The sequence below is a fragment of the Pseudomonas sp. PS02288 genome (assembly GCF_029959715.1).
GTDB classification, from domain to species: domain Bacteria; phylum Pseudomonadota; class Gammaproteobacteria; order Pseudomonadales; family Pseudomonadaceae; genus Pseudomonas_O; species Pseudomonas_O kuykendallii.
Genome location: NZ_JASCPA010000025.1, coordinates 35306 through 61032, shown reverse-complemented (window position 1 = coordinate 61032; position 25727 = coordinate 35306). Strand labels below are relative to the sequence as shown.

At 56.9% G+C, this 25727-nt stretch carries 21 protein-coding genes and 1 pseudogene; 2 read left to right on the top strand and 20 right to left on the bottom strand.

What is annotated here, in order from left to right:
- Positions 1 to 417 (top strand): fumarate hydratase C-terminal domain-containing protein (locus tag QMX85_RS12085; RefSeq protein WP_282341150.1); only part of this gene is annotated, 417 nt, incomplete at its 5' end.
- Positions 418 to 529: 112 nt separating this feature from the next.
- Here QMX85_RS12085 and QMX85_RS12080 read toward each other — a convergent pair.
- The 13 genes and pseudogenes from QMX85_RS12080 to ihfB all read right to left on the bottom strand — a co-directional run bounded on the left by QMX85_RS12080 (position 530) and on the right by ihfB (position 15500).
- Positions 530 to 847 carry a helix-hairpin-helix domain-containing protein gene (locus QMX85_RS12080; protein ID WP_282341148.1) on the bottom strand — a complete coding sequence of 106 codons (318 nt, stop codon included), beginning with the start codon at positions 845 to 847 and terminating at the stop codon, positions 530 to 532.
- A 161-nt stretch (positions 848 to 1008) separates the two neighbouring features.
- On the bottom strand, positions 1009 to 3003 hold the full coding sequence (locus QMX85_RS12075) for a nucleoside-diphosphate sugar epimerase/dehydratase (protein ID WP_282341146.1): 1995 nt from the start codon (positions 3001 to 3003) through the stop codon (positions 1009 to 1011).
- 76 nt (positions 3004 to 3079) lie between these two features.
- Positions 3080 to 4105 (bottom strand): glycosyltransferase family 4 protein, encoded by a 1026-nt coding sequence (locus QMX85_RS12070; protein WP_282341145.1) that lies wholly within the window; start codon positions 4103 to 4105, stop codon positions 3080 to 3082.
- An 85-nt stretch (positions 4106 to 4190) separates the two neighbouring features.
- Entirely contained in the window at positions 4191 to 5150 is a 960-nt protein-coding gene (locus QMX85_RS12065; protein ID WP_282341143.1) for an SDR family oxidoreductase, read from the bottom strand.
- A gap of 18 nt (positions 5151 to 5168) precedes the next feature.
- Positions 5169 to 6296: a UDP-N-acetylglucosamine 2-epimerase (non-hydrolyzing) gene (gene wecB, locus QMX85_RS12060; RefSeq protein ID WP_282341142.1), complete on the bottom strand. Its 1128-nt coding sequence runs from the start codon at positions 6294 to 6296 to the stop codon at positions 5169 to 5171.
- On the bottom strand, positions 6289 to 7299 hold the full coding sequence (locus QMX85_RS12055) for a polysaccharide biosynthesis protein (RefSeq protein WP_282341140.1): 1011 nt from the start codon (positions 7297 to 7299) through the stop codon (positions 6289 to 6291). Before QMX85_RS12055 ends, wecB begins: the two co-directional genes overlap by 8 nt.
- Before the next feature lie 27 nt (positions 7300 to 7326).
- Positions 7327 to 8184: an SDR family oxidoreductase gene (locus QMX85_RS12050; RefSeq protein ID WP_282341138.1), complete on the bottom strand. Its 858-nt coding sequence runs from the start codon at positions 8182 to 8184 to the stop codon at positions 7327 to 7329.
- Positions 8184 to 9413, bottom strand: a complete 1230-nt coding sequence (locus QMX85_RS12045; RefSeq protein ID WP_282341136.1) for a glycosyltransferase family 4 protein — start codon at positions 9411 to 9413, stop codon at positions 8184 to 8186. The genes QMX85_RS12050 and QMX85_RS12045 overlap by 1 nt, the downstream gene beginning before the upstream one ends.
- A gap of 49 nt (positions 9414 to 9462) precedes the next feature.
- Complete coding sequence (locus tag QMX85_RS12040; RefSeq protein ID WP_282341134.1) at positions 9463 to 10659, bottom strand: hypothetical protein; 1197 nt, start codon at positions 10657 to 10659, stop codon at positions 9463 to 9465.
- A complete protein-coding gene (locus QMX85_RS12035) occupies positions 10652 to 11938 on the bottom strand; it encodes a hypothetical protein (RefSeq protein WP_282341132.1) in 1287 nt (428 codons plus the stop codon). The genes QMX85_RS12040 and QMX85_RS12035 overlap by 8 nt, the downstream gene beginning before the upstream one ends.
- Before the next feature lie 136 nt (positions 11939 to 12074).
- Positions 12075 to 12949 (bottom strand): annotated as a pseudogene (locus QMX85_RS12030) (glycosyltransferase family 2 protein).
- Between the two features lie 186 nt (positions 12950 to 13135).
- Complete coding sequence (locus QMX85_RS12025) at positions 13136 to 14419, bottom strand: Wzz/FepE/Etk N-terminal domain-containing protein (protein WP_282341130.1); 1284 nt, start codon at positions 14417 to 14419, stop codon at positions 13136 to 13138.
- A gap of 796 nt (positions 14420 to 15215) precedes the next feature.
- Positions 15216 to 15500 (bottom strand): integration host factor subunit beta, encoded by a 285-nt coding sequence (gene ihfB / locus QMX85_RS12020; RefSeq protein ID WP_090231724.1) that lies wholly within the window; start codon positions 15498 to 15500, stop codon positions 15216 to 15218.
- Positions 15501 to 16602: 1102 nt separating this feature from the next.
- Between ihfB and QMX85_RS12015 the strand changes: the two genes are divergently transcribed.
- On the top strand, positions 16603 to 16794 hold the full coding sequence (locus tag QMX85_RS12015) for an autotransporter outer membrane beta-barrel domain-containing protein (protein ID WP_282341128.1): 192 nt from the start codon (positions 16603 to 16605) through the stop codon (positions 16792 to 16794).
- A gap of 85 nt (positions 16795 to 16879) precedes the next feature.
- Here the strand turns inward: QMX85_RS12015 and rpsA are convergent, their stop codons facing one another.
- The 7 genes from rpsA to serC form a co-directional block, all read right to left on the bottom strand.
- On the bottom strand, positions 16880 to 18562 hold the full coding sequence (gene rpsA / locus QMX85_RS12010; protein ID WP_090231726.1) for a 30S ribosomal protein S1: 1683 nt from the start codon (positions 18560 to 18562) through the stop codon (positions 16880 to 16882).
- Positions 18563 to 18731: 169 nt separating this feature from the next.
- Positions 18732 to 19421 carry a (d)CMP kinase gene (cmk, locus tag QMX85_RS12005; protein WP_282341123.1) on the bottom strand — a complete coding sequence of 230 codons (690 nt, stop codon included), beginning with the start codon at positions 19419 to 19421 and terminating at the stop codon, positions 18732 to 18734.
- On the bottom strand, positions 19418 to 21655 hold the full coding sequence (locus tag QMX85_RS12000; RefSeq protein ID WP_282341156.1) for a bifunctional prephenate dehydrogenase/3-phosphoshikimate 1-carboxyvinyltransferase: 2238 nt from the start codon (positions 21653 to 21655) through the stop codon (positions 19418 to 19420). Before QMX85_RS12000 ends, cmk begins: the two co-directional genes overlap by 4 nt.
- 1 nt (position 21656) lies before the next feature.
- Positions 21657 to 22769 (bottom strand): histidinol-phosphate transaminase, encoded by a 1113-nt coding sequence (gene hisC, locus QMX85_RS11995; RefSeq protein ID WP_282341121.1) that lies wholly within the window; start codon positions 22767 to 22769, stop codon positions 21657 to 21659.
- Positions 22770 to 22802: 33 nt separating this feature from the next.
- Entirely contained in the window at positions 22803 to 23420 is a 618-nt protein-coding gene (locus QMX85_RS11990; protein WP_273233836.1) for a YitT family protein, read from the bottom strand.
- A 40-nt stretch (positions 23421 to 23460) separates the two neighbouring features.
- The gene (gene pheA, locus QMX85_RS11985; RefSeq protein ID WP_090231731.1) at positions 23461 to 24567 is read right to left on the bottom strand and encodes a prephenate dehydratase; all 1107 of its coding nucleotides are present in this window, start codon (positions 24565 to 24567) and stop codon (positions 23461 to 23463) included.
- Positions 24567 to 25652 (bottom strand): 3-phosphoserine/phosphohydroxythreonine transaminase, encoded by a 1086-nt coding sequence (gene serC / locus QMX85_RS11980; protein ID WP_282341116.1) that lies wholly within the window; start codon positions 25650 to 25652, stop codon positions 24567 to 24569. Before serC ends, pheA begins: the two co-directional genes overlap by 1 nt.
- Positions 25653 to 25727: the final 75 nt, after the last annotated feature.

Sequence of the window (25727 nt, the reverse complement as noted above, 5' to 3'; positions counted from 1 at the left end):
CGCTTCATATATTACGTCGGCCCGGTCGACCCGGGCGGTGACGATGTGGGCGGCCCGGCCGGCCCGACCACGGCGACGCGGATGGACAAGTTCACCCGGCAGATCCTCGAACAGACCGGCCTTCTGGGCATGATCGGCAAGTCCGAGCGCGGCCCGATAGCCATCGATGCGATCCGCGACAACAAGGCGGTGTACCTGATGGCCGTGGGCGGCGCCGCCTACCTGGTCGCCCAGGCGATCAAGAAGTCCAAGGTCCTGGCTTTCGCCGAGCTGGGCATGGAAGCGATCTACGAGTTCGAGGTGAAGGACATGCCGGTAACCGTGGCGGTCGACACCAAGGGCGAGTCGGTACACATCACCGGTCCGGCGATCTGGCAGAAGAAGATCGCCGAGAGCCTGGCGGTGGAAGTGCAGTAATTTCCTCGCAAACACGAAAAAGCCCGGCCAATGCCGGGCTTTTTCATATTCGTCGCCTACAAGAAGAGCGTGCATAAAAAAGCCGATCTCTCGATCGGCTTTTTTCGCCCGATTACAGGCTCAACTTGCTCCGGTTCTTGTCCAGCGTGGCCGCGCCGATGCCTTTCACTTCGAGCAACTCGTCCACCGAAGCGAACGGGCCGTGCGCCTCACGGTACTCGACGATCGCCTTGGCCTTGACCAGCCCGATCCCCGACAACTCGCGCTGCAGGGTTTCGGCATCGGCGGTATTCAGGTTCACCGAGGCGACCTTGGCGGCCTGCTCCACCACGGGCTTGTCGGCAGCAGGCTTGGCCGGTTCGGCGGCGAGAAGGGAAAAAGACAGCGAAGTCAGTGTGGCGAGGGACAGGGCAGAAAGCCATTTGCGCATGTGTGTAACTCCTTATGAAATGCGATGGTGCGGTACATCCATAACCGCTGGCTAAAAGTAGCCCACGCACTTTTCGCGTCAATTGGAGTTACGGCTTAATCCCGGTTATGGCGTGCGTGAAAAGGACGCAGGGGCGAACGTCCACGCACGCATGCAACGCCTCAAGGCTCGCTTTTACGCTTCTGGTGGATCCAGTCGACGATCTCGCCTTCCGGCGCATAGCCACTGACGGTCTCCCTTAGAATCTGCCGGACGCGGTCATAGTCGTCAGCGTCCACCGCCGCGAGCAGGTTCGAGAGCACGCCCTTGAAGGCCTCCCACGGCAACCACTCCTCGTTGGCGCGCATGATCATCGGATGGTCGGTGGGTGTGACACCCTCGGCTCCGATCAGCAGTTCCTCGTAGAGTTTCTCGCCGGGACGAAGGCCGGTGAACTCGATGGCGATGTCGCCATTGGGATTGCTCTCCGAACGAACGCTCATGCCCGCCAGACGAATCATCTTCTCCGCCAGATCGACGATCTTCACCGGCCAGCCCATGTCCAGGACGAACACGTCGCCGCCCTGCCCCATCGAGCCGGCCTGGATGACCAACTGCGCCGCTTCCGGAATGGTCATGAAGTAACGGGTGATATTGGGGTGCGTGACGGTCACCGGGCCGCCCTTGCGAATCTGCTCGTAGAAGCGCGGAATCACCGACCCCGACGAGCCCAGCACGTTGCCGAAGCGAACCATGGTGAAGCGCGTCTTGTTGACGTGGTGAACCGAGGGCTCCGCCTGGAACAGCAGTGGCGCACTCTCACGGCTCAGGGCCTGCAGCACCATCTCCGCCAGGCGTTTCGAACTGCCCATGACGTTGGTCGGTCGCACCGCCTTGTCGGTGGAGATCAGCACGAAGTTCTCGACACCCGCCTTCAACGCGGCCTGCGCGGTGTACAGCGAGCCCATCACATTGTTCAGCACGCCCTCGGCAATGTTGTGCTCGACCATCGGCACATGCTTGTAGGCGGCGGCGTGATAGACGGTGTTCACCTGCCAGGTGCGCATCACATCCTTGAGCCGCTCACGATCCCGCACCGAGCCGAGTATCGGCACCAGTCGCAACGGTAGAGACTCTCGGCGGATGCGTTCCTCGAGTTCGCTGTGAATGCTGTAGAGGTTGAACTCGCTGTGCTCGAACAGCAGCAGCGTGGTCGGTGCATTGAGCAGGATCTGCCGGCACAGCTCCGAACCGATCGACCCGCCCGCCCCGGTGACCATCACGACCTGCCGACGAATGCAGCGCTCGAAGAGCGCCTGGCGGGGGGGAACGACTTCGCGACCGAGCAAATCGGCGATATCCACCTCCTGGATATCGTCGACCTTCACTCGCCCGCTAGCCAGATCCATGAAGCCTGGCACGCTACGTACGTGCAATGGGTGCCTCTCAAGAAGCGCGAGCACCTCACGACGACGTATCCGTGAAGCGGAGGGAATCGCCAGAAGGATTTCCTGAGCGCCGGTATCGTTGATCATCTGTTCGATATGCTTGGGTTTATAGACCTTCAGCCCGGAGATGATCCGCGTGGCAATGCTGTCATCGTCGTCGATGAAAGCCACGGGCCTCATCGACTGCCCCATGCGCAGCGCACTGACCAGTTGGTTACCCGCCGCACCGGCGCCATAGATGGCAACGCGCGTAAGACGATCGTCATGCTTGAGAAACGGAAGTTGCTGGCGCGCGATGTACCAGTCACCCAGGAAATACTGACGCATCGTCAAGCGCAGCCCACCGATCAGAAGAAGGCTGATCCACCAGTAGTTGAACACGATAGAGCGCGGTACGACGTTGAGAGGAACCCGATACCAGTAGAAAACCAGTGCGAAAACCAAGGCCGAAAGCGTCACCGCCTTGAATATGGTTATGAGCGCATCGTTACCCAGATAGCGCATCACCGCGCGGTACATTCCCAGGCGGACGAAGATTGGAATGAAGACCATCGGCGCGATGGCGAAGAGCCAGAAATGCTCGCCCAGCGGGTCTACTCGCTCGTCCAAGCCAAGGCGCACCACGAATGCCGCCCATAGTGCAAGCCAGACCAGCAGCACATCCGCGCCCACTTGCACGAGTCGCTTGTAGCGGCGGGGCATCTTTACCAGAAAATCGCGAACACTCATCGGCGGTTCCACTATCGGCGTCGAAATCGACCCTGCTCCTTTTAATAACAATCGCTCATCAACCCTGAATAAGCGCTCAGCTAACTTCCCGCTTTCCCGCATCGAAACGAACAGCCAGAAGCATCAACGGAACATAGGCGAGCAACAGCCCCACGCTTCCTTCCAGATATTGCAACGCCACCAGCAGTGCAACGGGGAATAGCCAGACGGTATTGATTACAAGCACAGCCAGCGTGACCGGCTTATGACCGAATCGACGCGATGCATGCTGGTATGCGTGGCTGCGATGCGCCTGGTAAAGCCTGTCGCCGCGAAATAGTCGGCGAAACAATGTCCACGTTGCATCGACGATGAAGACGCCAAGCAGAATCAACCAACTCCACAGCAGTGGCGGTGAAACCCACGCGGCTTGAAGAGAAAGGCCCCCCAGTATCAGGCCGAGAAACCCGCTTCCTGCATCCCCCATGAAGATGCGCGCCGGCGGGAAGTTCCAGAACAGAAAGCCCGTGACCGCAGCGGCCAATAGAAGCGGTGGCAAGGCCGGCGCCGGCTCAGCCAGAGTCGCCAAGCCCCGTACGCCGTATAGCAAGGCACCACCCAGGCAAACGCAAACTGCCTCGACGCTGGCGATACCATCGATGCCGTCCATGAAGTTGTAGAGATTCAGCAGCCATACCAGGTAAACGGTTGCCAGCACGTGGCCGATCCAGCCCAAGTCCAGGGTCATGCCGAAGAAAGAAAGGGCAGGCAAACCACCCAACCAGAACAGCATCCAGGCTGCCCCGGCGAAATGCCCCAGCAAGCGCCAACGAGCGGCGATATGGCCGTGGTCGTCGATAAAGCCGAGCACCGCGATGCCGAGCCCTGCCCCTAGCAGTGCCCACATCGAACTCAGGTCGACGGCGTCGAAAAGTGCAAAAATTGGCAGTGCGAGCAGGAAACTGACAACAATAGCCACTCCCCCACCTCGAGGCGTGGGTACCGAGTGGGAGCTGCGGGCATTAGGGATATCCATGATGCTGCACACCAGCGCATAACGGCGCAGCACCCAGGTCAGAAAAAACGAAAAGCAAGCAATTAGCGGAAACAACCAGATCAACACGTGTGGTCCCTCAACCATTCCGTAGGCCTCTATCCCTCGGCCCCGAGCGGAGCGAGTTCGCTATTCTCTTCGGCTCGCCGAACCCTCATCCCTTCTCCGCCAGGTAATGCTCGGCGGTTCTGCGCAGCGCATCATCCACACTTACCGGTGGCGTCCAGCCCAGAACCTCGCGGGTCTTCGAAATATCTACCTGCAGCGATCCGCAAAGCCGCTGGGCGACGGCGCCTTTTCCGAGCAGGGCGGCCCCAACCCTGAGCAAAGGGGCTGGAACAGGTAGCAATCGTGCTGGCTTGCCCAACGCCCGGCCCATACGTTGCAACAGTTCGGTTGTGGAAAGATCTTCTGCGTCACTGACCAGAAACGTCTGGTTGGCGGCATTGGGGTGATCGACGCAGGTTACGATCAGATCGACCAGATTATCCAACGCCACCAAGCTGCGTTTGTTGTGAATGGCGCCGAGCGGCAGCGGAACGCCCTTGCTCAGCCAGCTCATCATGCTGCGGAAATTCGCTTTGACACCCGGGCCGTAGACTAAAACGGGACGGATAATCACAACCTCCATACCTGTTTCAGAGGCCAACGCGCGCAACCCTTGTTCGGCCTCCATTTTTGATATCCCATAGGGGTCAAGCGGTGCGGGAAGGCAATCGGCAAGGTATGGCTTACCCGACTCGGTACCCTCACCGTTCACCTTGATCGAGCTGATAAAGATGAAACGACGGACTCCGGCGCGCGCGGCCTGCTCAGCGAGGTTCAACGTTCCGTTCACATTAACCTGACGACATTCGGCAAGTGGATCGGAAGAGGTGTCACGCATGACGTGCACCCGCGCAGCGCAGTGGACAACGGCGTCAATCCTCTCCAGTGCGCCTCGCCAGTCGGTATCCGCCCCTATCTCGCCGACCCGGAAGATCGCCGCATGCGTAGGAAGCCCTACCGAGGAATCACGCACCACCGCGACGGTTTCCACGCCGACCTCGGCGGACATTCTTTCCAGCAATCCACGCCCGACAAAACCCGTGGAGCCGGTCAACAAAATGCGCATTTGCTTATCTCAAGGCGCTCAGGGTTTTGACCAGACGGTACGGTTTATGTAATCGGTGTAGCTGAGCACGACCCTGACGACCTTCTTCGATACCGATCCCGCTTCATAGTCTTTAATCCTGGAAATCACCCGCACGCCACGCTCATGCTGACGGGTCACCACCCCGACCGCGTCCAACACACGCTCTTTTTTCAGCCCGCTCATGATAAGAGTGCCTTCGTCCATACCCTCGGGACGCTCGTGCGTAATGCGCAGGGTGACCGCAGGCAGATTGAGCAAAGAAGCCTCCTCCGTGATAGTCCCGCTATCAGAAAGCACACAAAAGGCCGACATCTGCAGCTTGATGTAATCCAACAGACCAAAAGGTTTTACGAAGCGGATCAGCGGGTGATCCAGCGGTTCGTTTAACGCCTCCAATCGTTTTCGGGTACGAGGGTGCGTGGAAACGATAACGGGGTACTGATACGTTTCAGCCAGCGCGCGGAGGGTTTCCAGCAGATCCCGCAGATTCTCGGGTGTATCGACGTTTTCTTCCCGGTGAGTACTGACGATGAAGAACGCGCCCTCCTCCAGGCCCTCGCGTTGCAGCACATCCGAGGCCTCGATCCTCGGCATGTAGTAATCCAGCACCTCCTCCATGTGCGAACCCGTTTTGATGATGGTTTCCGGGCGAATGCCTTCGGCGATCAGGTAACGGCGCGCATGCTCCGTCAGTACCATATTGATATCGCTCAGATGATCGAGAACCTTGCGGTTCAACTCTTCCGGCACACGCTGATCGAAACAGCGGTTTCCTGCCTCCATGTGGAACACCGGGATCTTCCGACGCTTGGCGGCAATGACTGCCAGGCAGGTGTTGGTGTCGCCATACAGCAAGAGCGCGTCGGGATTCTCCAACTCGAACACCGCATCTGCCTTGGCGATCACCTCGGCGATGGTCTTCGCTGCGGTGTCGCCCGCTGCGCCCAGAAAATGGTCTGGCTTGCGAATTTCCAGGTCATCAAAAAAAACCTGATTCAATTCGTAATCGTAGTTTTGCCCAGAGTGCACCAGCACGTGGTGAACCTGTTTATCCAATTCGGCGATCACCCGGCTCATCTTGATCAGCTCCGGACGGGTGCCGAGCAGTGTCATCACCTTAAGCATCGAGCTGCTCCTGAATGTAATCCAGCCTGAGCAGTACATCCTTGATGCCCTGAATGTTCAAACGTTCGGTGTTGTGCGAGGTGTAGTCGTCCAGCTCGGAAATATGCTGCTCGCCTTCGACGAAAAACTTCTTGTAGTTGAGATCGCGGTTATCCGCCGGAATCCGGTAATAGCGGCTCATGTCTTCGGCCTTGGCCATTTCCTCCCGGGAAATCAGCGACTCATATAGTTTTTCACCGTGACGAGTACCGATGATCTTTATAGGGTTATCACGCGAAAATAGCTCTTTTAGCGCCTGTGCCAAGTCCGCCACTGTAGAAGCGGGTGCTTTCTGAACAAATATATCGCCCTGTTCTGCATGTTCGAAGGCATGCAGGACCAAGTCCACGGAGTCTTCCAGCGACATCAGGAAGCGCGTCATGTTCGGATCGGTAATAGTCAGCGGCTCGCCCGCCTTCAACTGACTAATGAACAGTGGGATCACAGAGCCACGCGAAGCCATTACGTTACCGTAGCGTGTAGCGCAGATAACCGGACCGGAAGATGGAATCATCCGAGACTTGGCAACCATCAGCTTTTCCGCCATGGCCTTTGAAATGCCCATCGCATTGATCGGGTACACAGCTTTATCCGTACTGAGCACTACCACCCTCTTGGCACCGGTGGCGATTGCAGCGTTGAGTACATTTTCCGTACCTATGACATTGGTACGAACCGCTTCCATCGGGTAGAACTCGCACGACGGCACCTGTTTCAGAGCCGCTGCGTGAAATATATAGTCAACGCCTACCATAGCCTGGGAAACGCTGTCGTAATCGCGCACGTCCCCTATGTAGAACTTGAGTTTATCGTTCGCCAAGGCGATACGCATGTCCTCTTGCTTCTTTTCATCCCGACTGAAAACCCTTATTTCCCTGACATTGGTATCAAGGAATCGCTTCAGCACAGTATTTCCGAACGAACCCGTGCCGCCCGTAATCATTAGAACCTTGTCATTGAACATAAAAGGCACATACCTTCAGGAAAAAAATTAACGCTGATCACGCATCATTTTGACCAATTCCGGCCAGGCGGGAGGTTGGTAACCAGCCTCCTTACGAAAGCGAGAGGAATCCAGTGAGCGATCTATGTGGATCTGTTCATCCGGGACTATCTCGATCTTGTGTCCGTAGGCTTCCGCCACCAGCCTTAACAGCGCCAGCTTGTCGATTGGCTCTGCCGACACATGATAGAGGCCATGCAGGTCAGAATTTGGTACTACATAGTCCTTCATCACCCGGGCCAATTCTACCGTAGGCAAACCGGAAAATATGGCCTTTGCGTAACCCTTAACCGAACCCTTTTGGGCGAGGAACCAGTCAATTAGTGAGAGGTGGGTATCGAGCTCATGGCCGATGATGGACGTACGCAGCGTAACGGCGTGAGGCACCTCGTGCAGCTCGCCAATGAACTTTGACTTTCCATAGAGATCCTCCGCGTCCGAAAGATCATCTTCGGTATACATGCCCTTGCGCCCGGAAAATACACAATCCGTGCTCACATGGATCAACCGAGCGCCCATCAATCCACAGAGTTTCGCCAAGCGATGTGGAAGCATGGCGTTGATAGGCAAGACTGAAAGAGGGTCTTTGGCGTCACCTAATTGCTTGATCAAACCGACGCAATTGATCACAACATCAGGACGGACATATTCCAGCACCCTAACCAATCCGTCGTGATCGAGTACCTCGACCCCGCTTAATAGGTGCTCTTTGCTTCGCTCTGTGAAATGTCGAAGCTTTCCGGCGCGACGCATCGTACCCCAAAGCTCATGCGCCGGATCGTCATCAAAAGCTTTATACACAGCATTGCCTAGCATCCCGGTCACGCCAAGCACCAATATGCGCATCAATGTTGTCCTTTATCATGAGTTTCAAGAATTTTGACTAAGCGTGCCACCTGACTGGTCATCTCGAAATGTTCGTAGAAGTACGCCTTACCGGCTAGTCCCATAGTATACCGCTCGGCAGAAGATCGATTTTTCATAGAGCAGATCAATGTTGCTAAAGCGGTGGGATTCTCAGGCTCACAGGAGTCCCCCGCCCCTGCCTCCCTAATTATCCGTGCGCCCTCGCCATTAAGTGAAGCAATAATCGGGCGACCCGCCGAAAGATAAGCCTGGATTTTACTTGGTATTGTCTGGGCGAAGACCTCCTCGTCCTTGAGCGACACCAGAAGCAAAGCAGCACGTTCGAAGATCTGCGGCATCGAGTCCATTGAAAAAAAACCAGGCAATATCAAGTTATCCAAGCGATGAACCCGCTTTTGTTCTTGCAACCAAGCGAGCTTGCTTCCACTGCCAACAAGCACCAGACGGACGTCTGGATCAGACTTTAGTTGTATAGCGACCTCAACTAACGTTTCTACAGCCTGTGCCGTACCTAGGTTACCTGCAAATACCACGCAGAAATGTCGTTCTAGCTCATTGGCTAACTCTAGGGGAATATCTTTAACTCCCGAAAATGATTTCACATCTATCGAATTAGGATAATAGATAATCTTCTCAACGCGCGCATAACGTGCTACGGGCTCAACGAAAGCCAGCGACTGAACCAACAAAATATCCGACTTCTCATAAACCCACTTGACGATACAACCCACCAGTTTGAGAAGGTATGGGTGAGTGATGAACTTGGTAGCAGCCAAACTCTCCGGCCACAGATCCTGAATCCATAAGACCAGGCGGGCCTTTTTCAGCCATTTTAGAAATATGCCTGGCACCGCCTGAGTAATAGGTGAGGGAGCGAAAATAAAAATCGTGTCGAACTCACGTTTTCTTAGTAACCATGGAAAAAAAATAAGCCCGGAGAAGGCAAATGAAATATAATTCAAAATCAAATTTCTAGCCCCCCCTTTACCCCGAGGCCATATTGGAATACGGAAGACTTCCACGGTTGCCGAAAAAAAATCTCGCTGAATCCCGCCCACTCGATAACCAGGAAAGACTTTTCCGTCTGGATAGTTTGGCTTCCCTGTAGCGACAACTACCTCATGCCCCTGCGCAACCAAGTTCCTAACAACATCATTAATAATAAAATTCTCAGGCCAAAAGTACTGCGATAGCAGAAGAATTCTCACAACATAAACCTCGCTCTGCCATAGAGCCTAAATACAAAATAAAAAAGAGCTAAACAGTCTCAACCCAAGCCGCCAACAAGGAAGAAAACTCAGCTGAAATATATTTGACCGTATGCTCATGATAAATCTCTGAAACCTTCTCATAGGGCAAGCGAACATTCGAACTGCTATGCACAATAAAATCCTCGACCTTCTCCACGACAGTGGAGACATGTTCATCTTCGAAAACAACCAAAGCGTTCGGGTAAGCAGCTAACACGTCGAGCAACGGATCTGAATGCTCTTTACAAAAGAATATTATAGGAGCCCCAACAGAAACGTATTCAAAGACCTTACTTTGAAGCTGCGAAGTATTGTTGTTTCCTATCAGCACTAGAAATTCGGCCTGAAGCATGAGAGCTGTAGCCAGATCGCTCTTTATAGAACCAAAATTTGAAAAGCCGGGATGCCTTTCCTGCAGAGCAGAAACGGACTTTCCACAATCACCCCGGTGGCATATCTGCACCATCAAATGTCTGTTTCTATACAAGAGCTCATCCATTACGCTCAAAAAATAATCGGGACTACGAACCTTCTTACCCAGCGCCCCGCCATAAAACAACACACCTTTCTTTACAGCACCGGACTCAACGCCCTTCCTAACATCGGCAACGAGAGGATGGCCTAACAAGAAAATATTCTTATAATCTCCATTCAACTCTTTAAAATGCTGACACCAAGACTCATTCACTATAACAGCATCTGCTTTCGACGGAATGGAACGCTCAAACTCGACATTTCTATTAAACTTCACGCTTTTGAGAAAGTCTAACGTGTGAGCGGTAGCACTTGTGGAAACAACATCCAGCAAATATGGTATGACCTTTACGCCAAATAGCTTTTTATATTCAAACGCAGCCGCAAGACTTTCAATTGGGAAACATACTGGAATCACAATATCCTGCACGCTTTTTAGAGATTTTAACGCCCTAAGAAAATAATTTTTCTTTTTTATATCCATGCTATTTTGATTGCATGCCCGCCGTTTAAAAGCAGACACCCTCGCAACCATTCCAAGCTTGCTTTTTTCTGGGTTTGGCACAACAGCCACCCCATTAACAACATAGGGCTCGACGCCAGAAAGGTCGCTAGCAATGACGGTTATCTCGTATCCATCGCCAATATTCTCAACAATATTGGCGATACACCGAGAGTTGGCGGAATGGAAGGGATGGTAGGTAGAAACCAAAATGCACAATTTAGTCACCTCGCACCCACTCCTTTAATCTATAAAAAGCCAAGATGGAAAAGAAAACCCAAAAAGCAAAGGTAGTTCCTGTTTGGGTGAATATCTGGGCATTTGCGGGCAGATAAAATATCGAAATCATTAAAAGTGCTAGCATGCAATGGGCAAACCTGTCGCGATAGATTACTGAACGCAGATAAACCCAGCAAAAATAGTAACCAAAAGCCAACATAAAGAAAATTACGCCAAACCAATGGACATCATTTGCAATCCATACAAAAGCGGTATGCCAGTTCACATAGGGATCAATATCGAATCGCGACATGCGGTACTGATAGGTGTCCTGGAACAGACTCCCTGACACCCCATCTACATTAGCCATCAGTATAGGGGAGTGACCCAAACCATAAAGTGGACGCCAATCCATATCAAAAACGTAGGAAAGAGCGTTGTATCCCTGTGCTAAATAGTCGGTGAGATTAACCAGCAGAGGCTCTAGAAAGCCAGGCACAATATTTATCAGGAGGTTATCACTATATCCGGCATAATTTTCAAAATTGACTTTCCTCGCCGATATACTATGCGAAAAATAATTTAGCACTACAAAAAAAGCTAAAGCCGCCAAGAACCCAAGGTATATTTTTTTCTTGCTGACCTTTAAAAAAGAAGAATCCCGACCTTTAAATAGATCACTTCGACTTCGTTTTATGACCAAAACCGTAAGAATCACAAAGAAGATATCGAAAATACCTTTATTTCGCCCCATAAGTATCCAGCGAGATAGCTCCAACGCAATCACAGCAATCAAGAGAGATTTGAATACATATGACAGCCTATCAAATTTATAAATGAAGCTGACCAAAACGAAGAAATAAAGAGGAAAAAGAACAACCAAAAAATGAACCGATGGCGAACTTTTTACATAGTAAAGAGATTTTTGATAGACGGCGAGCGGATCAGCCACAGAGTACTTCAACATATAGAAATAGTCAGCAAACGAAAACTCAGGAACATACGCGTACAGGCTTAACGACACATATCCAAACGAAAATATCAACAGCCATCCAGGTATACGCCTTTCCTCCGACGCGTCAAGCAAAAACCTGAATTTTGAGGCATTAAAATAGATCGCCAGAACATAACCAATACAAAATGAAGTAAAATATAAAAGAAGTAAGCTAGTGACCAGATCTTGATTGTGTCTCGCAAATGAAACAGGACCAAACAGATAAATGCCTAATGTAAAAAATAAGTATGACATAATTACGATAAGTGGGAACAATGCCTTTCTGCTACTCACCTCAATCACTCGACTTGTAAATATTCTGCTAAAATGGAGTTCCGGCAGAAACTCTGCACAATCAACCTCACGCTATCGAAAAATGACGAAGCTGTAACGCTTACTGTAGGCACCAGCACAGAACCACATGAATACTTCATGGCTTTCCATCGAATTTATGTACTATTTTTAAAGATATAAATGGTGACAGATACAATAAAAAAGCTATCATTTTCCTATACGGCCTTAGGAAGGCAAAATTGTTAACGATATAGGAATGCACGCAATAAGCCTTATGACCTAAAAGATGGCACAGTCTAATTGAAACATCTACTTCTCTTGGATAATGATCAGTTTTTTCAAGCTCTTTCCATATCTGAGACTTATTTCTTAATAGTACTTCCGGGTTAAATCCGACATTGGCACCTCGAATTCTGAAATCCGAATATGCATTAGGTACGTAGCCAAGCGGATTTTTTGCTGCCAGTGCTTTGTAAAACTCACCATCTTGACCATTCTTGAAGTTTTCAGGAAACCTTATCCCATCCCGAATCAAGGCTTGGCGAATCACCATTACCGTAGACGTTTGAACGCGAAAAGAGGTAAAAGTGCTTCGATATACGTCCCCGTTATATCGACTTGTATCAACAAGGACTTTTTTCCCACAATCATAGCGTTTGTAATAGGAATGCTGACTCCAAGCCACGCCTGTTTCAAGCATATATTTTAGCTGCCTTTCTATTTTATCTACGGCAAATATGTCATCCGAATCGAGGAACGCTATATATTGGCCTTCAGCGGTGCTTAGTCCATAATTTCTCGCGCTTGCAGCGCCACCGTTTTTTTCTCGTAGAAGCGCACTCTACCCAGATATTTTTTCTTTAAATCATCAATGTTTTCCGGAGAGCCATCATTGACCACTATTACTTCTATATTTTTATGCGTCTGCCCTAAAACTGAAATAATGGCTTCTTCCAGCCACTTTCTGTACTTAAAGAACGGTATAATTACACTGACTAAAATGGCGTCCATAATTTTTCCGTAGTTAATTATCTTTCAGATCAGCCTAGGCTATTTACAATATAGACTTGCATGCTTTCAACAGAATGGCTCCACAATGGATCTCCATCATCGATATTCACCACTTGTCTCCATACAAATCTTTAACGGAAAACTAGAATGAGCTTAAAGACTTTCATACACCGGACCTACAATTGCTTAGATTCGCCGCGAAGAGCGGAGAATCGTTATTTTAATAAGGGCCACAAAGATACCTAGAAACCCACCTAACGCTATACCCAACAACATAACCAACGCCTTCTTCGGTTTTACTGGCGAATAGGGCGCCCCGGCGTACTGATCGATATTGACGAGAGAGATATTGGCAAGGTTGAGATTTAGATTTTTCAGCCTAGCAGCTTCTTTGTGCCAGTCGGCATAGGCGCCAATGAAGAGATCCTCTTCACCACGCTGCTTTAACAGCTCGATTTCTCGGTTCTGGTTCAGCAGCTGCAGTTCTTTCTCTATCTGGCCAACACGTGGCTCGGTAAAATCATCCGAACCGCGTTTTTGCAGCGCAGCCTTTTCCGCCTCCAGCGCGTTGGTACCCATGAAGTACAGTGGTATTTGCTGATTGTTCACTTCGGTACGAATGACATTCCCCTGGGAGCCGGCCGCAGGCTGCTCCGCATTGCCCAGGGATGAGGGCGTGGCCGGCTTGATAATGTTCAGGGATCTGGCTATCAGGATTGCCTCGTTCAGCTGAGCGATGCGGTCCTCCCTCCGGGTACGCAACTGCTTGCGCAATGCCTTGAGTTCGTCATTCAACTTCGCACGCTTGAGATCATCGGCTTCGGTAAGCGCGGCAATCCTCGCTTCCTTGCTAGCCTGATAACTGGAACGCTCCGCGGCCATCGTCTGCTCGAGTTTGGTGAGACGGTTCTGAACGATGACTTCAACATCTTGGGCGATCGCGACTCGCTCCCTGCCGATTACATATTCGATCAGGCCGTTTGTTATTTCCGGGCCTTTTATATTGGCGGGGTATATGTAGGAAAGTCCCACGAACGGAAAGCTGCCCTCGCTTCGCTTAGGATCAGGCCGTAGGGTCTTCATGTCCTCGTTCACCCGACTGAATGCTTGCTCCAGCGTTTCCCCACCTTGTGGCGCTTCTGAGTCGAACAGTTCCTGGTTCTTGCGAAAAAACTCCAGACGGTACTCATAGGAGTCAATGCCGGCGCCTACCCGTTTTAGCGCCTCTTCCGGAGACAGCTTGTACAGTCCCGAACTGTTCAGCTCGTCCAGGTCCTTGGCCGAAACGGGCCGCAGTGTTGTCTGGGTCTGGTAATAGGGAGTGGCCATCAGGGCGTAGGCCAGTGCGATAAGGGTTGCCGCGAACGTGATGCCAGCAATTAGAAACTTGCGCTGCCATAGCGCACGAATCAGTTCAATAATATCGATCTCATCGTCTCGCCGGGGCGATACAGTCGGGTTGTTCAGCATCGGAAGGGTAATTCCATTGAAGCAACTGGCTAAGGGCCAATCGCAAAGATGGGTGATTTGGGATTGGGAAGTTGGTCTGCTCTGCTATGCGCTTCTCGCAACCTGCAGAGCTTTGTCGCTTCCAACTTCAGAACCAGGAGCTGGCCAGCATGAACTCAATGGAAATGTGGTTCCCATGAGGCCCTCGAGTGAGGGTTTCCGCCCATTGATCAAGCCGCCGTCGATCAGCACGCTAGTGCACTCATCATTTACTGGCGACTGGCCACACGAACAATCCAAACCCTGTCGGGCACTACAATGGAGGATGTCGAGATGACTCATGGCAGTCCTTTAACGCGCTTGTCCACATAATTGCCGGAAACCCATACCGTGGGTTTTCCCAATTTACCGGTTTGGTTCGGCTTAGGCTTTGATCTGTGACGCCGGAAAAGTGGTCAATTCCTTAGGGCGACTCACTCATGGGTTGCAGACGAAATAAATCGAACAACTTGCTTTTCCAGATTTACCCCAGCCCCGATACGGCAACGTCAACGTGGCCTGTTCCGGCGGATGCAGCCTATCAAAATCTGAGCATAGGGGGGAACCGTAACAGCCGTGTTCACGTGCTGGCTCTATTGCGGGAGAAGCTGTTCGGCGAGTCGGTAGGCTAGTGCCAGCGCGCCCTGTAGCGCAAACAACGATCAGGGCTATTGCGGAGTAGATAGGGCGGGTGGAACCGTTACTTGGGAGAAAATTCTTCGCGAGGCGCGAAGGTCATGAAGGAGGAACGGCCATGCACGCTACCGCACGGATGAAGTCACTCATCCTCATTCACCCTATCGCGCAGCTCTTTCCCTGGCTTGAAATGCGGGACGAACTTTCCGTCCAGAGTAACCGACTGGCCGGTTTTTGGGTTGCGGCCGACGCGGGGGGCGCGGTAGTGGAGGGAGAAGCTGCCGAAGCCGCGGATCTCGATGCGGTCGCCAGTGGCCAGCGCCTGGGACATTTGTTCCAGCATGGTCTTGATCGCCAGCTCGACATCCTTGGATGAAAGCTGACCCTGGTGAGTGACGATTCGCTCGATCAACTCCGACTTGGTCATGGTTTTCCCTTCTTTTTCAAGCGGCTAGATCATTACGGGAGTTTCGGTTTTAGCACGCTGAACAGACTTTGAACAGCCTGAAAAGGCGTCTAGCTCGATGATTCGAAAAGAATTTCACCCTTTCGGCCTGCCAGGCCATCCGCAGGGGCGTGGAGCGAAGGGGGGCCCGCATTCCGGCGGCCTTTCATACGAATTTGGGGGCGCCAAGCCGCTCGTATTCGCTGCTGGAATCAGGCCCGCGTTGAACTCCATCCACCCTGTACCATTCGCTCATCGATAACGCGGCGCTGCTCGCTATCCATAAAGGCCACAGGTCTTTTCGCGATCGAAAGGCATTAACCGTATCGACGGGTTGAAAGAAGTGGCAACTTGTCAGTTCGTCGACGGCATCTGTGTTCGAAAAAGGAGCAGCAAAAGCTGGATCGATGAGGATTCCTGCTCTGGGGTTTGAGGTGCGACCAGCAAGCGGCGACGACAGCCTGTGGGGCCGGACGCTGGCGAGTCGCGGCAAACTCTAGGGCGACTGCAATACCGCCGAACTCGAACGGCGCAGCTCCGGCATCCTGTTCGTCTTCGATCAGGAGCTCGACGAACATTCGCGCATCGGCGTCGCTGCCCGCTATACCGAAACCACGCTGGACGCCAGCGCCCGCGCCTCGAAGAGCGACGTCGACACCTATCACCTGGCGGCCCACTCATCCTGCCGCGAAGGCAGTTTCAATGCACGCTTCGGCGCTGCCTACGCGATGCACGAGATCGACAGCCGTCGCGATGTCGCCCTCAGCGGCATCTCGGAGCGCGCCAAGGCTGGCTACGACGCCCGCACCGCGTAGGTGTTCGGCGAACTGAGCTACGTGATCGATACAGAAATGGTGGCGCTGGAGCCCTTCGTCGGTCTCAGTCACAGCCGCTAAAAGAGCGACACGTCACGGAGAAAGGCGGCGACGCGAGCCTGCGTTCGGATGGCGACCAGTCCATCACCCAATCCACCATTGGCCTGCGCGCAGCGGAGCACATCGATCTGGGCAGGAGGCGGACCTGATCGTTCGCGGCTCCGTCGGCTGGCAGCATGCCTTCGGCAACGCCCAGGGCGATGCCCAGCATGCGCTTCGCCCTGGGCGGGGACAGCTTCAAGGTGGAGGGCGCGCCCATGGCGAGGTACGCAGCGCTGGTCGGTGCCGGCGTGGACATGGCGATCTCGGCACGCAGCCGTCTTTCGGCCAACTACGCCGGCCAGTTTTCCGACAGGAGCCGTGACCATGCCGTCAGCCTGACCTACGCCTACAGCTTCTGAATTGCCGTCCGCCGGATCGCAGTGGTTTATCGCAGGCACAAAAAAGGGCGACCGAAGTCGCCCTTTTTCTCTGGATCGCTAGAACTCAGTTCTGGCTTTCCATCTGAGCGCGGATCAGATCACCAATGGTGGTCGGACCGGTGCTCTCGGTTTCCTGCTTGGTACGCAGCTCTTTCATCGCGTCTTTTTCGTCTTCGACGTCTTTGGACTTGATGGAGAGGCTGATTACGCGGCTCTTACGGTCGATGCTGATGATCTTGGCCTCGACTTCGTCGCCTTCTTTCAGCACGTTGCGCGCATCTTCGATGCGGTCGCGGCTGATTTCGGAGGCTTTCAGGGTCGCTTCGATATCGTTGCCCAGATCGATGATGGCGCCTTTGGCGTCAACTTCTTTCACGGTGCCGCGAACGATGGTGCCTTTCTCATTGAGCGACGCGTAGTTGGAGAACGGATCGTCCTCCAGCTGCTTGATGCCCAGGGAGATGCGCTCGCGCTCCGGATCGACCGAGAGGATGACGGTGTCGAGCTCGTCGCCCTTCTTGAAGCGGCGAACGGCTTCTTCACCGACTTCGTTCCAAGAAATGTCGGACAGGTGAACCAGACCGTCGATGCCGCCTTCCAAGCCGATGAAAATACCGAAATCGGTGATCGACTTGATGGTGCCGGAGATCTTGTCGCCCTTGTTGAAGCGGCTCGAGAAATCTTCCCACGGGTTGGATTTGCACTGCTTGATACCCAGGGAGATACGACGACGCTCTTCGTCGATGTCGAGAACCTGAACTTCCACTTCGTCGCCAACCTGAACGACTTTGGACGGGTGGATGTTCTTGTTGGTCCAATCCATCTCGGAAACGTGCACCAGGCCTTCCACGCCCTCTTCCAGCTCGGCGAAGCAGCCGTAGTCGGTGAGGTTGGTGACCTTGGCGGTGACACGGGTGCCTTCCGGGTAACGGGCTTTGATGGCAACCCATGGGTCTTCGCCCAGTTGCTTCAGGCCCAGCGATACGCGGTTGCGCTCGCGGTCGAACTTGAGAACCTTGACGTCGATCTCGTCGCCAACGTTGACGATCTCCGACGGGTGCTTGATGCGTTTCCAAGCCATGTCGGTGATGTGCAGCAGGCCGTCCACGCCACCGAGGTCGACGAATGCGCCGTAGTCGGTGAGGTTCTTGACGATACCTTTGACTTGCTGACCTTCCTGCAGGGATTCCAGCAGAGCTTCACGCTCAGCGCTGTTCTCGGCTTCCAGGACACTGCGACGGGAAACGACAACGTTGTTGCGCTTCTGGTCGAGCTTGATGACCTTGAACTCGAGTTCCTTGCCTTCGAGGTGAGTGGTGTCGCGCACAGGGCGGACATCCACCAGGGAGCCTGGCAGGAACGCACGGATACCGTTGACGTCGACGGTGAAACCGCCTTTGACCTTGCCGTTGATGACGCCCTTGACAACTTCTTCCGCTGCGAAAGCCGCTTCCAGAACGATCCAGCACTCTGCACGCTTGGCTTTTTCGCGGGACAGCTTGGTTTCACCGAAGCCGTCTTCAACCGCGTCCAGCGCAACGTGAACTTCGTCACCCACGCTGATGGTCAGCTCGCCCTGTTCGTTGTAGAACTGCTCGACCGGGATGACGCCCTCGGATTTCAGACCGGCATGGACAGTGACCCAGTCACCATCGATGTCGACCACGATGCCGGTGATGATGGCGCCCGGCTGCATGTCGAGGGACTTCAGGCTTTCTTCAAAAAGTTCTGCAAAGCTTTCGCTCATGTTGATTCCTGTTGGTTCAAGGGCGGAGAAAACGCCCATCTGCCACATTCCAGACAACGTGGGATACGTTCATGTAAAAAGAGGCCTGCGGGACTAGGACTGGTCTCCCGCACGCCTCCTTGTCGGGCCTACAGTGCCGGCGCTTTCGCGGACGGCTGCTGCAGCCTGGTTACTCGGCGAGATCGCGCCTGGCGACTTCGCTGAGAATCTTTTCAAGCACCTGCTCGATGGAAAGCACCGTGGAATCCAGCATGATCGCATCATGCGCCGGCTTCAGAGGCGCTACCGCTCGTTGGGTATCGCGTTCGTCGCGCTCACGGATCTCATCAAGAAGACTCGCAAGACTAACATCATCACCCTTGGCCTTCAACTGCATGTACCGGCGGCGGGCACGTTCCTCGACGCTGGCGGTGAGGAATATCTTCAGCGGCGCGTCCGGAAACACCACCGTTCCCATGTCCCGGCCGTCCGCCACCAGCCCCGGATTCTCCTGAAACGCACGCTGGCGCTGCAGCAGCGCATCGCGCACCGCCGGCAGCGCGGCGACCTGCGATGCGGCGGCGCCGATCTGCTCGTTGCGGATCGCCTGGGTGACTTCCTCGCCTTCGAGAATGATGTGCTGCTCCTGCCCCGGCGCGGCGACGGCGAACTGCACGTCGAGGTGCGCGGCCAGCACCTTGAGCGCTTCCTCGTTGGTCAGATCGACGCCGTGGTTGCGCGCGGCGAACGCCAGCAGGCGATAGAGCGCGCCGGAATCCAGCAGATTCCAGCCGAGATGCCGAGCCAGCAGGCCGGCGATGGTGCCCTTGCCCGAACCGCCCGGTCCATCGATGGCTATGACTGGTGCCTGGGTGTTCATGATGCGCCCTCTTCGCTTACTCGGATGCCGACTTCCGCCGCCAGGGCGAGGAAGTTGGGGAAAGATGTCGCCACATTGGCGCAGTCGTGGATGCGGATCGGCGCGCTGGCGCGCAATGCGGCCACGCTGAAGGCCATCGCGATGCGATGATCGCCATGGCTGTAGACCTCGCCGCCGCCCAGGGTGCCACCCTCGATGACGATGCCATCGGCCGTCGCCTCGGCCTTCACGCCGAGGGCGAGCAAGCCATCGGCCATGACCTGGATCCGGTCGGACTCCTTGACCCGAAGCTCCTCGGCGCCACGCAGTACGGTGCGTCCAAACGCCACCGCGGCGGCGATGAACAGCACCGGGAACTCGTCGATGGCCAGTGGCACCAGGTGCCGTGGAATCTCGATGCCCTGCAGGCGCGCGGCGCGCACGCGGATGTCCGCCACCGGTTCGCCGCCGACGTCACGCGGATTCTCCAGAGTGATATCCGCGCCCATCAGCCGCAGGATGTCGATCACGCCGGTGCGCGTCGGATTGACGCCGACGTGCCGCAGCAGCACTTCCGAGCCTTCGGCGATGCTGGCGGCGACCAGGAAGAACGCCGCCGAGGAAATGTCCGCCGGCACTTCGATGGCGCAGGCCTGCAGCCTGTGGCCGGGCGCGATGGTCACCGTGGCGCCATCCACCGTCAGCGGATAACCGAAGCCACGCAACATGCGCTCGGTGTGGTCGCGGGTCGGCGCCGGCTCGGTCACCGAGGTGTTTCCCGGGGCGTACAGACCGGCGAGCAGCAGGCAGGATTTGACCTGGGCGCTGGCCATCGGCATCGCATAATTCAGCCCTTGCAGGCGTTGGCCGCCACGAATGCTCAGCGGCGGACGACCATCGGCGGCGGTCTCGACCTGCGCGCCCATCTGGCGTAACGGTTCGGCGATGCGCCCCATCGGACGCTTCGACAGCGACTCGTCGCCGGTCAGCACGCTGTCGAACGGCTGCGCCGCCAGCAGCCCGCTGAGCAGGCGCATCGACGTGCCGGAATTGCCCAGATACAGCGGCCCCGGCGGCGCCTTCAGGCCGTGCAGCCCGACGCCATGGATGGTCACGCGGCCGTGGTGCGGCCCCTCGATCACCACGCCCATGTCGCGGAACGCCTGCAACGTCGCCAGGGCGTCCTCGCCTTCGAGGAAACCGTCGATCTCGGTGGTGCCTTCGGCCAGCGAGCCGAGCACGATCGAACGGTGGGAAATCGACTTGTCGCCCGGCACCCGAATGCTGCCGCTGACGCGCCCGCCGGGTTGGGCGAGGAATACGAGGTCGCCGTTGGCCTGCACCGAATCGACGTAGGCACGCCGGGCGAGAATCTTGCCGAAATGCTCGCGGGCGACGCGGGCGCGAGTGAACACGCCGAGCAACTGATGGCCGTCGCCACTGTCGATCGCCTCGCGCAAGGCGTCGAGATCGCCACGGAAGGCGTCGAGCGTACGCAGCACGGCGTCGCGGTTGGCGAGGAAGATGTCGTGCCACATCACCGGATCGCTGCCGGCGATGCGGGTGAAATCGCGAAAACCACCGGCGGCGTAGCGGAAGATTTCCAGGTTCTCGCTGCGTTTGGCCAGCGAGTCCACCAAGCCGAAGGCCAGCAGATGCGGCAGGTGGCTGGTGGCGGCGAGCACCTGATCGTGGTGTTCGACGTCCATGTGTTCGACGTCCGCGCCCAGTTCGCGCCAGAGCCGGTCGACCAGCGCCAGGGCCTCGCCGTCGGTGGAGGCCAGCGGCGTGAGGATCACCTTGTGGCGGCGGAACAGCGCGCCGTCGGCCGCTTCGACGCCGCTGCGCTCGGAGCCGGCGATCGGATGGCCGGGGACGAAGCGCGCCGGCATGTCGCCGAAGGCCTCGACGGCGGCACGCACCACGTTGCCCTTGGCGCTGCCGACATCGGTGAGCACGGCGTTGCCGAGGTCGAGCCGGGCCAGTTCGCCGAGGACTTTTTCCATCGCCAGGATCGGCACGGCCAACTGGATCACATCGGCGGCGCGGCAGGCGGCGGCCAGGTCGGTCTCGCAGCGATCGACCACGCCCTGCTCCACCGCCAGGCGGCGCGATTGCGGATCGAGGTCGAATCCCACCACTTCGCCGAACAGGCCTTTCTCGCGCAGGCCCTTGGCGAACGAGCCGCCGATCAGGCCGAGCCCGACCACCACCAGGCGGCCGAGCGCGCGCCCGGCCTGTGGCAGCGGCGTCATATCAGCCACGGGCGAGAATCCGTCCCAGCGCATCCAGGCAACGGGCGTTCTCTTCGGCCAGGCCGATGGAGATGCGCAGGTGATTGGGCATGCCGTAGGCGCCGACCGGCCGCACGATCACGCCTTCGCGCAGCAGCGCTTGGTAGACCGGCGCCGCATCGCGGCCGAGATCGACGGCGATGAAGTTGGCCTTCGACGCGATCCACTGCAGGTCCAGCGCGCGGAAGCCATGCTCGAGCTGCTGCATGCCGGCATCGTTCAGCTCGCGGCTGCGCTGCAGGTATTCGGCGTCGTCGAGCGCGGCGCAGGCGGCGCTCAGGGCCAGGCTGTTGACGTTGAAGGGCTGGCGCACGCGGTTCAGCACGTCGGCGATCTGCGTCGACGACAACCCGTAACCGACGCGCAACGCGGCCAGGCCGTAAGCCTTGGAGAAGGTCCGCGAGACCAGCAGGTTGGGATACTGCGCCAGGTAATCGAGGCCGTCGGGCAGCTCGTCGCCCTCGGCGTACTCGATGTAGGCCTCGTCCAGCACCACCAGCACCCGCTCGGGCACCTGGGCAAGGAAATCGGCCAGCGCCGCCGGGCCGAACCAGGTACCGGTCGGGTTGTTCGGGTTGGCGATGAACACCACGCGGGTGTTCTCGTCGATCGCCGCGAGCATCGCCGGCAGATCGTGGCCCCAGTGCCTCGCCGCGACCGAGCGGCCTTCGGCGCCGACGGCCTGGGTGACGATCGGGTAGACGGCGAACGCGTGCTGGCTGAACACCGCGTTCAGGCCCGGCGCCAGGTAGGCACGCGCGACCAGTTCGAGGATGTCGTTGGAGCCGTTGCCCAGGGTCACCTGCGCGGCCGTCACCCGGCAGCGTTCGGCGAGCTTGTGCTTCAGCTCGAAGCCGTTGCCGTCGGGGTAGCGGGTCAGTTCGGCCAGTTCGGCGCGGATCGCCGCCAGCGCTTTTTCGCAGGGGCCCAACGGATTCTCGTTGCTGGCCAGCTTGACGATGCTCGCCGGCTCCAGGCCAAGCTCGCGCGCCAGCTCGTCGACCGGTTTGCCCGGCACGTAGGGGGACAGCTTCTGCACGCCGGGCTGGGCCAGACGAAGGAAATCACAACTCATGCGAACCTCTGTTCAAGCGGCGCCGCGCGCCGGTCAACTGATTGCCGAATAGCGGCCTGGCCGGTGATTGACCGCCAGCACCATGTTCAGTACCACCGCGCCGACGATCGACAGCGCGATGGCGTGCAGATCGACGACGAACAGCGCCACCAGCAGGATCAGGCAATCGATGACCATCTGCACCTTGCCGGCGCGCCAGCCGAAATGATCCTGGAGATAGAGCACCGCGATGTTCACGCCGCCCAGGCTTGCCCGGTGGCGGAACAGGATCAGCAGGCCGATGCCCATCAGGATGCCGCCCAGAATACTGGCATACAGCGGGTTGAGCGCCTGGAAACCGATCAGTCGCGGGGTCAGGTCGGCGAACAGCGAGACCAGGGTCACCGACGTCAGGGTACGCAGCGTGAACGGCCAGCCCATGCGCCGGATCGCCAGCCAGTAGAACGGCAGGTTGATCACGAAAAAGGCCACGCCGAAGCTGACCACGCCGGTGTACTGGGTGAGGAACGCCAGCCCCGCGGTGCCGCCGGTGAGCAGGCCGGCGGCACGATAGAGATTGATCGCCAGGGCGATCATCAGGGTGCCGCTGACCAACGCCTGGGCATCCTCGAACAGGCTGTGGCGGTCGGCCGGCGTGCTTTCCAGCGTCATGCCGCCACTCCGCACGGGCGCGCCAGGTGCCGCGCGCCGTTCAGAGCACGGCCTTGGGGTAGGAACCCAGCACTTTCACCGCGACCGCTTCCTGGCTGAGGCGCTCGAGCAGGTCCTTGATCAGCGGGTCCTTGTGGTGGCCGACGAAGTCGATGAAGAACACGTAGGTCCACTTGCCGCTGCGCGACGGGCGCGTCTCGATGCGCGTCAGGTCGATGCCGTTGCTGTGGAACGGCACTAGCAGCTCGTGCAGCGCGCCGGGCTTGTTGCGCATGGAGACGATCACCGAGGTCTTGTCGTCGCCGGTCGGCGGGACTTCCTGGTTGCCGATGATGAGGAAGCGCGTGGAGTTGTCCGGGCGGTCCTCGATCTTCTCCTGCAGCTTGGTCAGGCCGTAGAGGCTGGCCGCCATGTCGCCGGCGATGGCCGCCGAGCTCCACTCGCCCTTGACCCGCTTGGCGGCGTCGGCGTTGCTGGAAACCGCCACGCGCTCAACGTTCGGGTAGTGCGCATCGAGCCACTTGCGGCACTGCGCCAGGGACTGGGCGTGCGAATAGATGCGGCTGATGTTGTCGGTCTTGGTGTTGTCGCCGACCAGCAGGTGATGGTGGATGCGCAGCTCGACTTCACCGCAGATCACCATGTCGTGCTCGAGGAAGCTGTCCAGCGTGTGGTTAACCGCGCCCTCGGTGGAGTTTTCCACCGGCACCACGCCGAAATTGACCGCACCTGCGGCGACCTCGCGGAACACCTCGTCGATGGCCGCCATCGGCGTGCTGATCACCGCGTTGCCGAAATGCTTGATCGCCGCGGCCTGGGTGAAGGTGCCCTCGGGGCCGAGGTAGGCGACCTTCAGCGGATTCTCCAGGGCCAGGCAGGACGACATGACCTCACGGAACAGCCGTGCCATCTCCTCGTTGCTGAGCGGGCCCTTGTTGCGTTCCATCACGCGCTTGAGCACCTGCGCCTCGCGCTCGGGCCGGTAGAACACCGGCACCTCGCCTTCGGCCAGCGCGGCCATCTTGACCCGGGCGACCTCTTCGGCGCATCGCGCACGGTCGCTGATCAACTCGAGGATCTTCTCGTCGAGCTTGTCGATGCGTACCCGCAGCGCCTTCAGCTCAAGCTCGGAGTTCGCATCGGACATCAGCCACGCTCCTTCTCGAACTCCGCCATGTAGCCGACCAACGCCTCGATGGCGTCCAGGCCGAGGGCGTTGTAGATGGACGCGCGCATGCCGCCCACCGAGCGGTGCCCCTTGAGGTTGAGCAGCCCGCGGGCATCGGCGCCGGCGAGGAAATCCTTGTCCAGGCGCTCGTCGGCGAGGCGGAACGGCACGTTCATCCACGAACGCGCCTCACCGGTGATCGGGTTGCTGTACAGGCCGCTGGCGTCGATGAAGCCGTACAGACGTTCTTTCTTCGCGCGGTTGCGCTGTTCCATGGCGGCGACCCCGCCCTGCTCCTTGAGCCACTCGAAGACCAGCCCGGAGAGGTACCAGGAGAAAGTCGCCGGGGTGTTGTACATCGAGCCATTGTCGGCCGCGATCTTGTAGTCGAGCATGGTCGGGCAGACGCTGCGCGCGTGACCGAGCAGGTCTTCGCGAACGATCACCACGACCAGGCCGCTGGGACCGATGTTCTTCTGCGCGCCGGCGTAGATCAGGCCGAACTTCGACACGTCGAGGGGGCGCGAGAGGATGTCCGAGGACATGTCCACCACCAGCGGCACGTCGCCGGTTTCGGGAATCCAGTTGAATTCCAGGCCGCCGATGGTCTCGTTGGAGGCGTAATGCACGTAGGCGGCCTTCGCATCCAGCTGCCATTCGCTCTGCGGCGGGATGGCGAAGTAGTCGTACGGCTTGGCGCTGGCGGCGATGTTGACCTTGCCGTAGCGGCGCGCCTCTTCGACGGCCTTGCGCGACCAGATGCCGGTGTCGATGTAGTCGGCCGAAGCGCCTTCGGGCAACAGGTTCAGCGGGATTTCAGCGAACTGCTGACTGGCGCCGCCCTGGAGGAACAGCACCTTGTAGTTCGCCGGCACCGACAGCAGGTCGCGAAGGTCCTGCTCGGCCTTGACCGCGATCGTCGTGTAGTCGTCGCTGCGATGGCTCATCTCCATCACCGAAAGGCCCTTGCCGTTCCAGTCGAGGAGTTCGGCCTGGGCACGTTTCAGTACCGCCTCGGGAAGCGCGGCCGGGCCGGCGCAGAAGTTGAAAGCGCGATTGCTCATCGTTGATGTCTCTCAAAAAAGCAGGGCTTGGCCCTTTCACTCGTTCGAACCCCGCGTTGCGGGCAGAAGCCCGGA

Coding starts and splice junctions, on each gene's coding strand:
- QMX85_RS11990 (WP_273233836.1), bottom strand. CDS start 23,420: ATGACGCTGGAAAGCACGCCGGCCGACCGCCACAGCCTGTTCGAGGAT.
- rpsA (WP_090231726.1), bottom strand. CDS start 18,562: ATGAGCGAAAGCTTTGCAGAACTTTTTGAAGAAAGCCTGAAGTCCCTC.
- cmk (WP_282341123.1), bottom strand. CDS start 19,421: ATGAACACCCAGGCACCAGTCATAGCCATCGATGGACCGGGCGGTTCG.
- QMX85_RS12050 (WP_282341138.1), bottom strand. CDS start 8,184: ATGCGCATATTGGTGCTTGGCGTGACCGGGATGCTAGGCAATGCTGTG.
- QMX85_RS12025 (WP_282341130.1), bottom strand. CDS start 14,419: ATGCTGAACAACCCGACTGTATCGCCCCGGCGAGACGATGAGATCGAT.
- QMX85_RS12000 (WP_282341156.1), bottom strand. CDS start 21,655: ATGACGCCGCTGCCACAGGCCGGGCGCGCGCTCGGCCGCCTGGTGGTG.
- hisC (WP_282341121.1), bottom strand. CDS start 22,769: ATGAGTTGTGATTTCCTTCGTCTGGCCCAGCCCGGCGTGCAGAAGCTG.
- QMX85_RS12055 (WP_282341140.1), bottom strand. CDS start 7,299: ATGTTCAATGACAAGGTTCTAATGATTACGGGCGGCACGGGTTCGTTC.
- serC (WP_282341116.1), bottom strand. CDS start 25,652: ATGAGCAATCGCGCTTTCAACTTCTGCGCCGGCCCGGCCGCGCTTCCC.
- pheA (WP_090231731.1), bottom strand. CDS start 24,567: ATGTCCGATGCGAACTCCGAGCTTGAGCTGAAGGCGCTGCGGGTACGC.
- ihfB (WP_090231724.1), bottom strand. CDS start 15,500: ATGACCAAGTCGGAGTTGATCGAGCGAATCGTCACTCACCAGGGTCAG.
- QMX85_RS12075 (WP_282341146.1), bottom strand. CDS start 3,003: ATGAGTGTTCGCGATTTTCTGGTAAAGATGCCCCGCCGCTACAAGCGA.
- wecB (WP_282341142.1), bottom strand. CDS start 6,296: ATGCTTAAGGTGATGACACTGCTCGGCACCCGTCCGGAGCTGATCAAG.
- QMX85_RS12065 (WP_282341143.1), bottom strand. CDS start 5,150: ATGCGCATTTTGTTGACCGGCTCCACGGGTTTTGTCGGGCGTGGATTG.
- QMX85_RS12015 (WP_282341128.1), top strand. CDS start 16,603: ATGCGCTTCGCCCTGGGCGGGGACAGCTTCAAGGTGGAGGGCGCGCCC.
- QMX85_RS12080 (WP_282341148.1), bottom strand. CDS start 847: ATGCGCAAATGGCTTTCTGCCCTGTCCCTCGCCACACTGACTTCGCTG.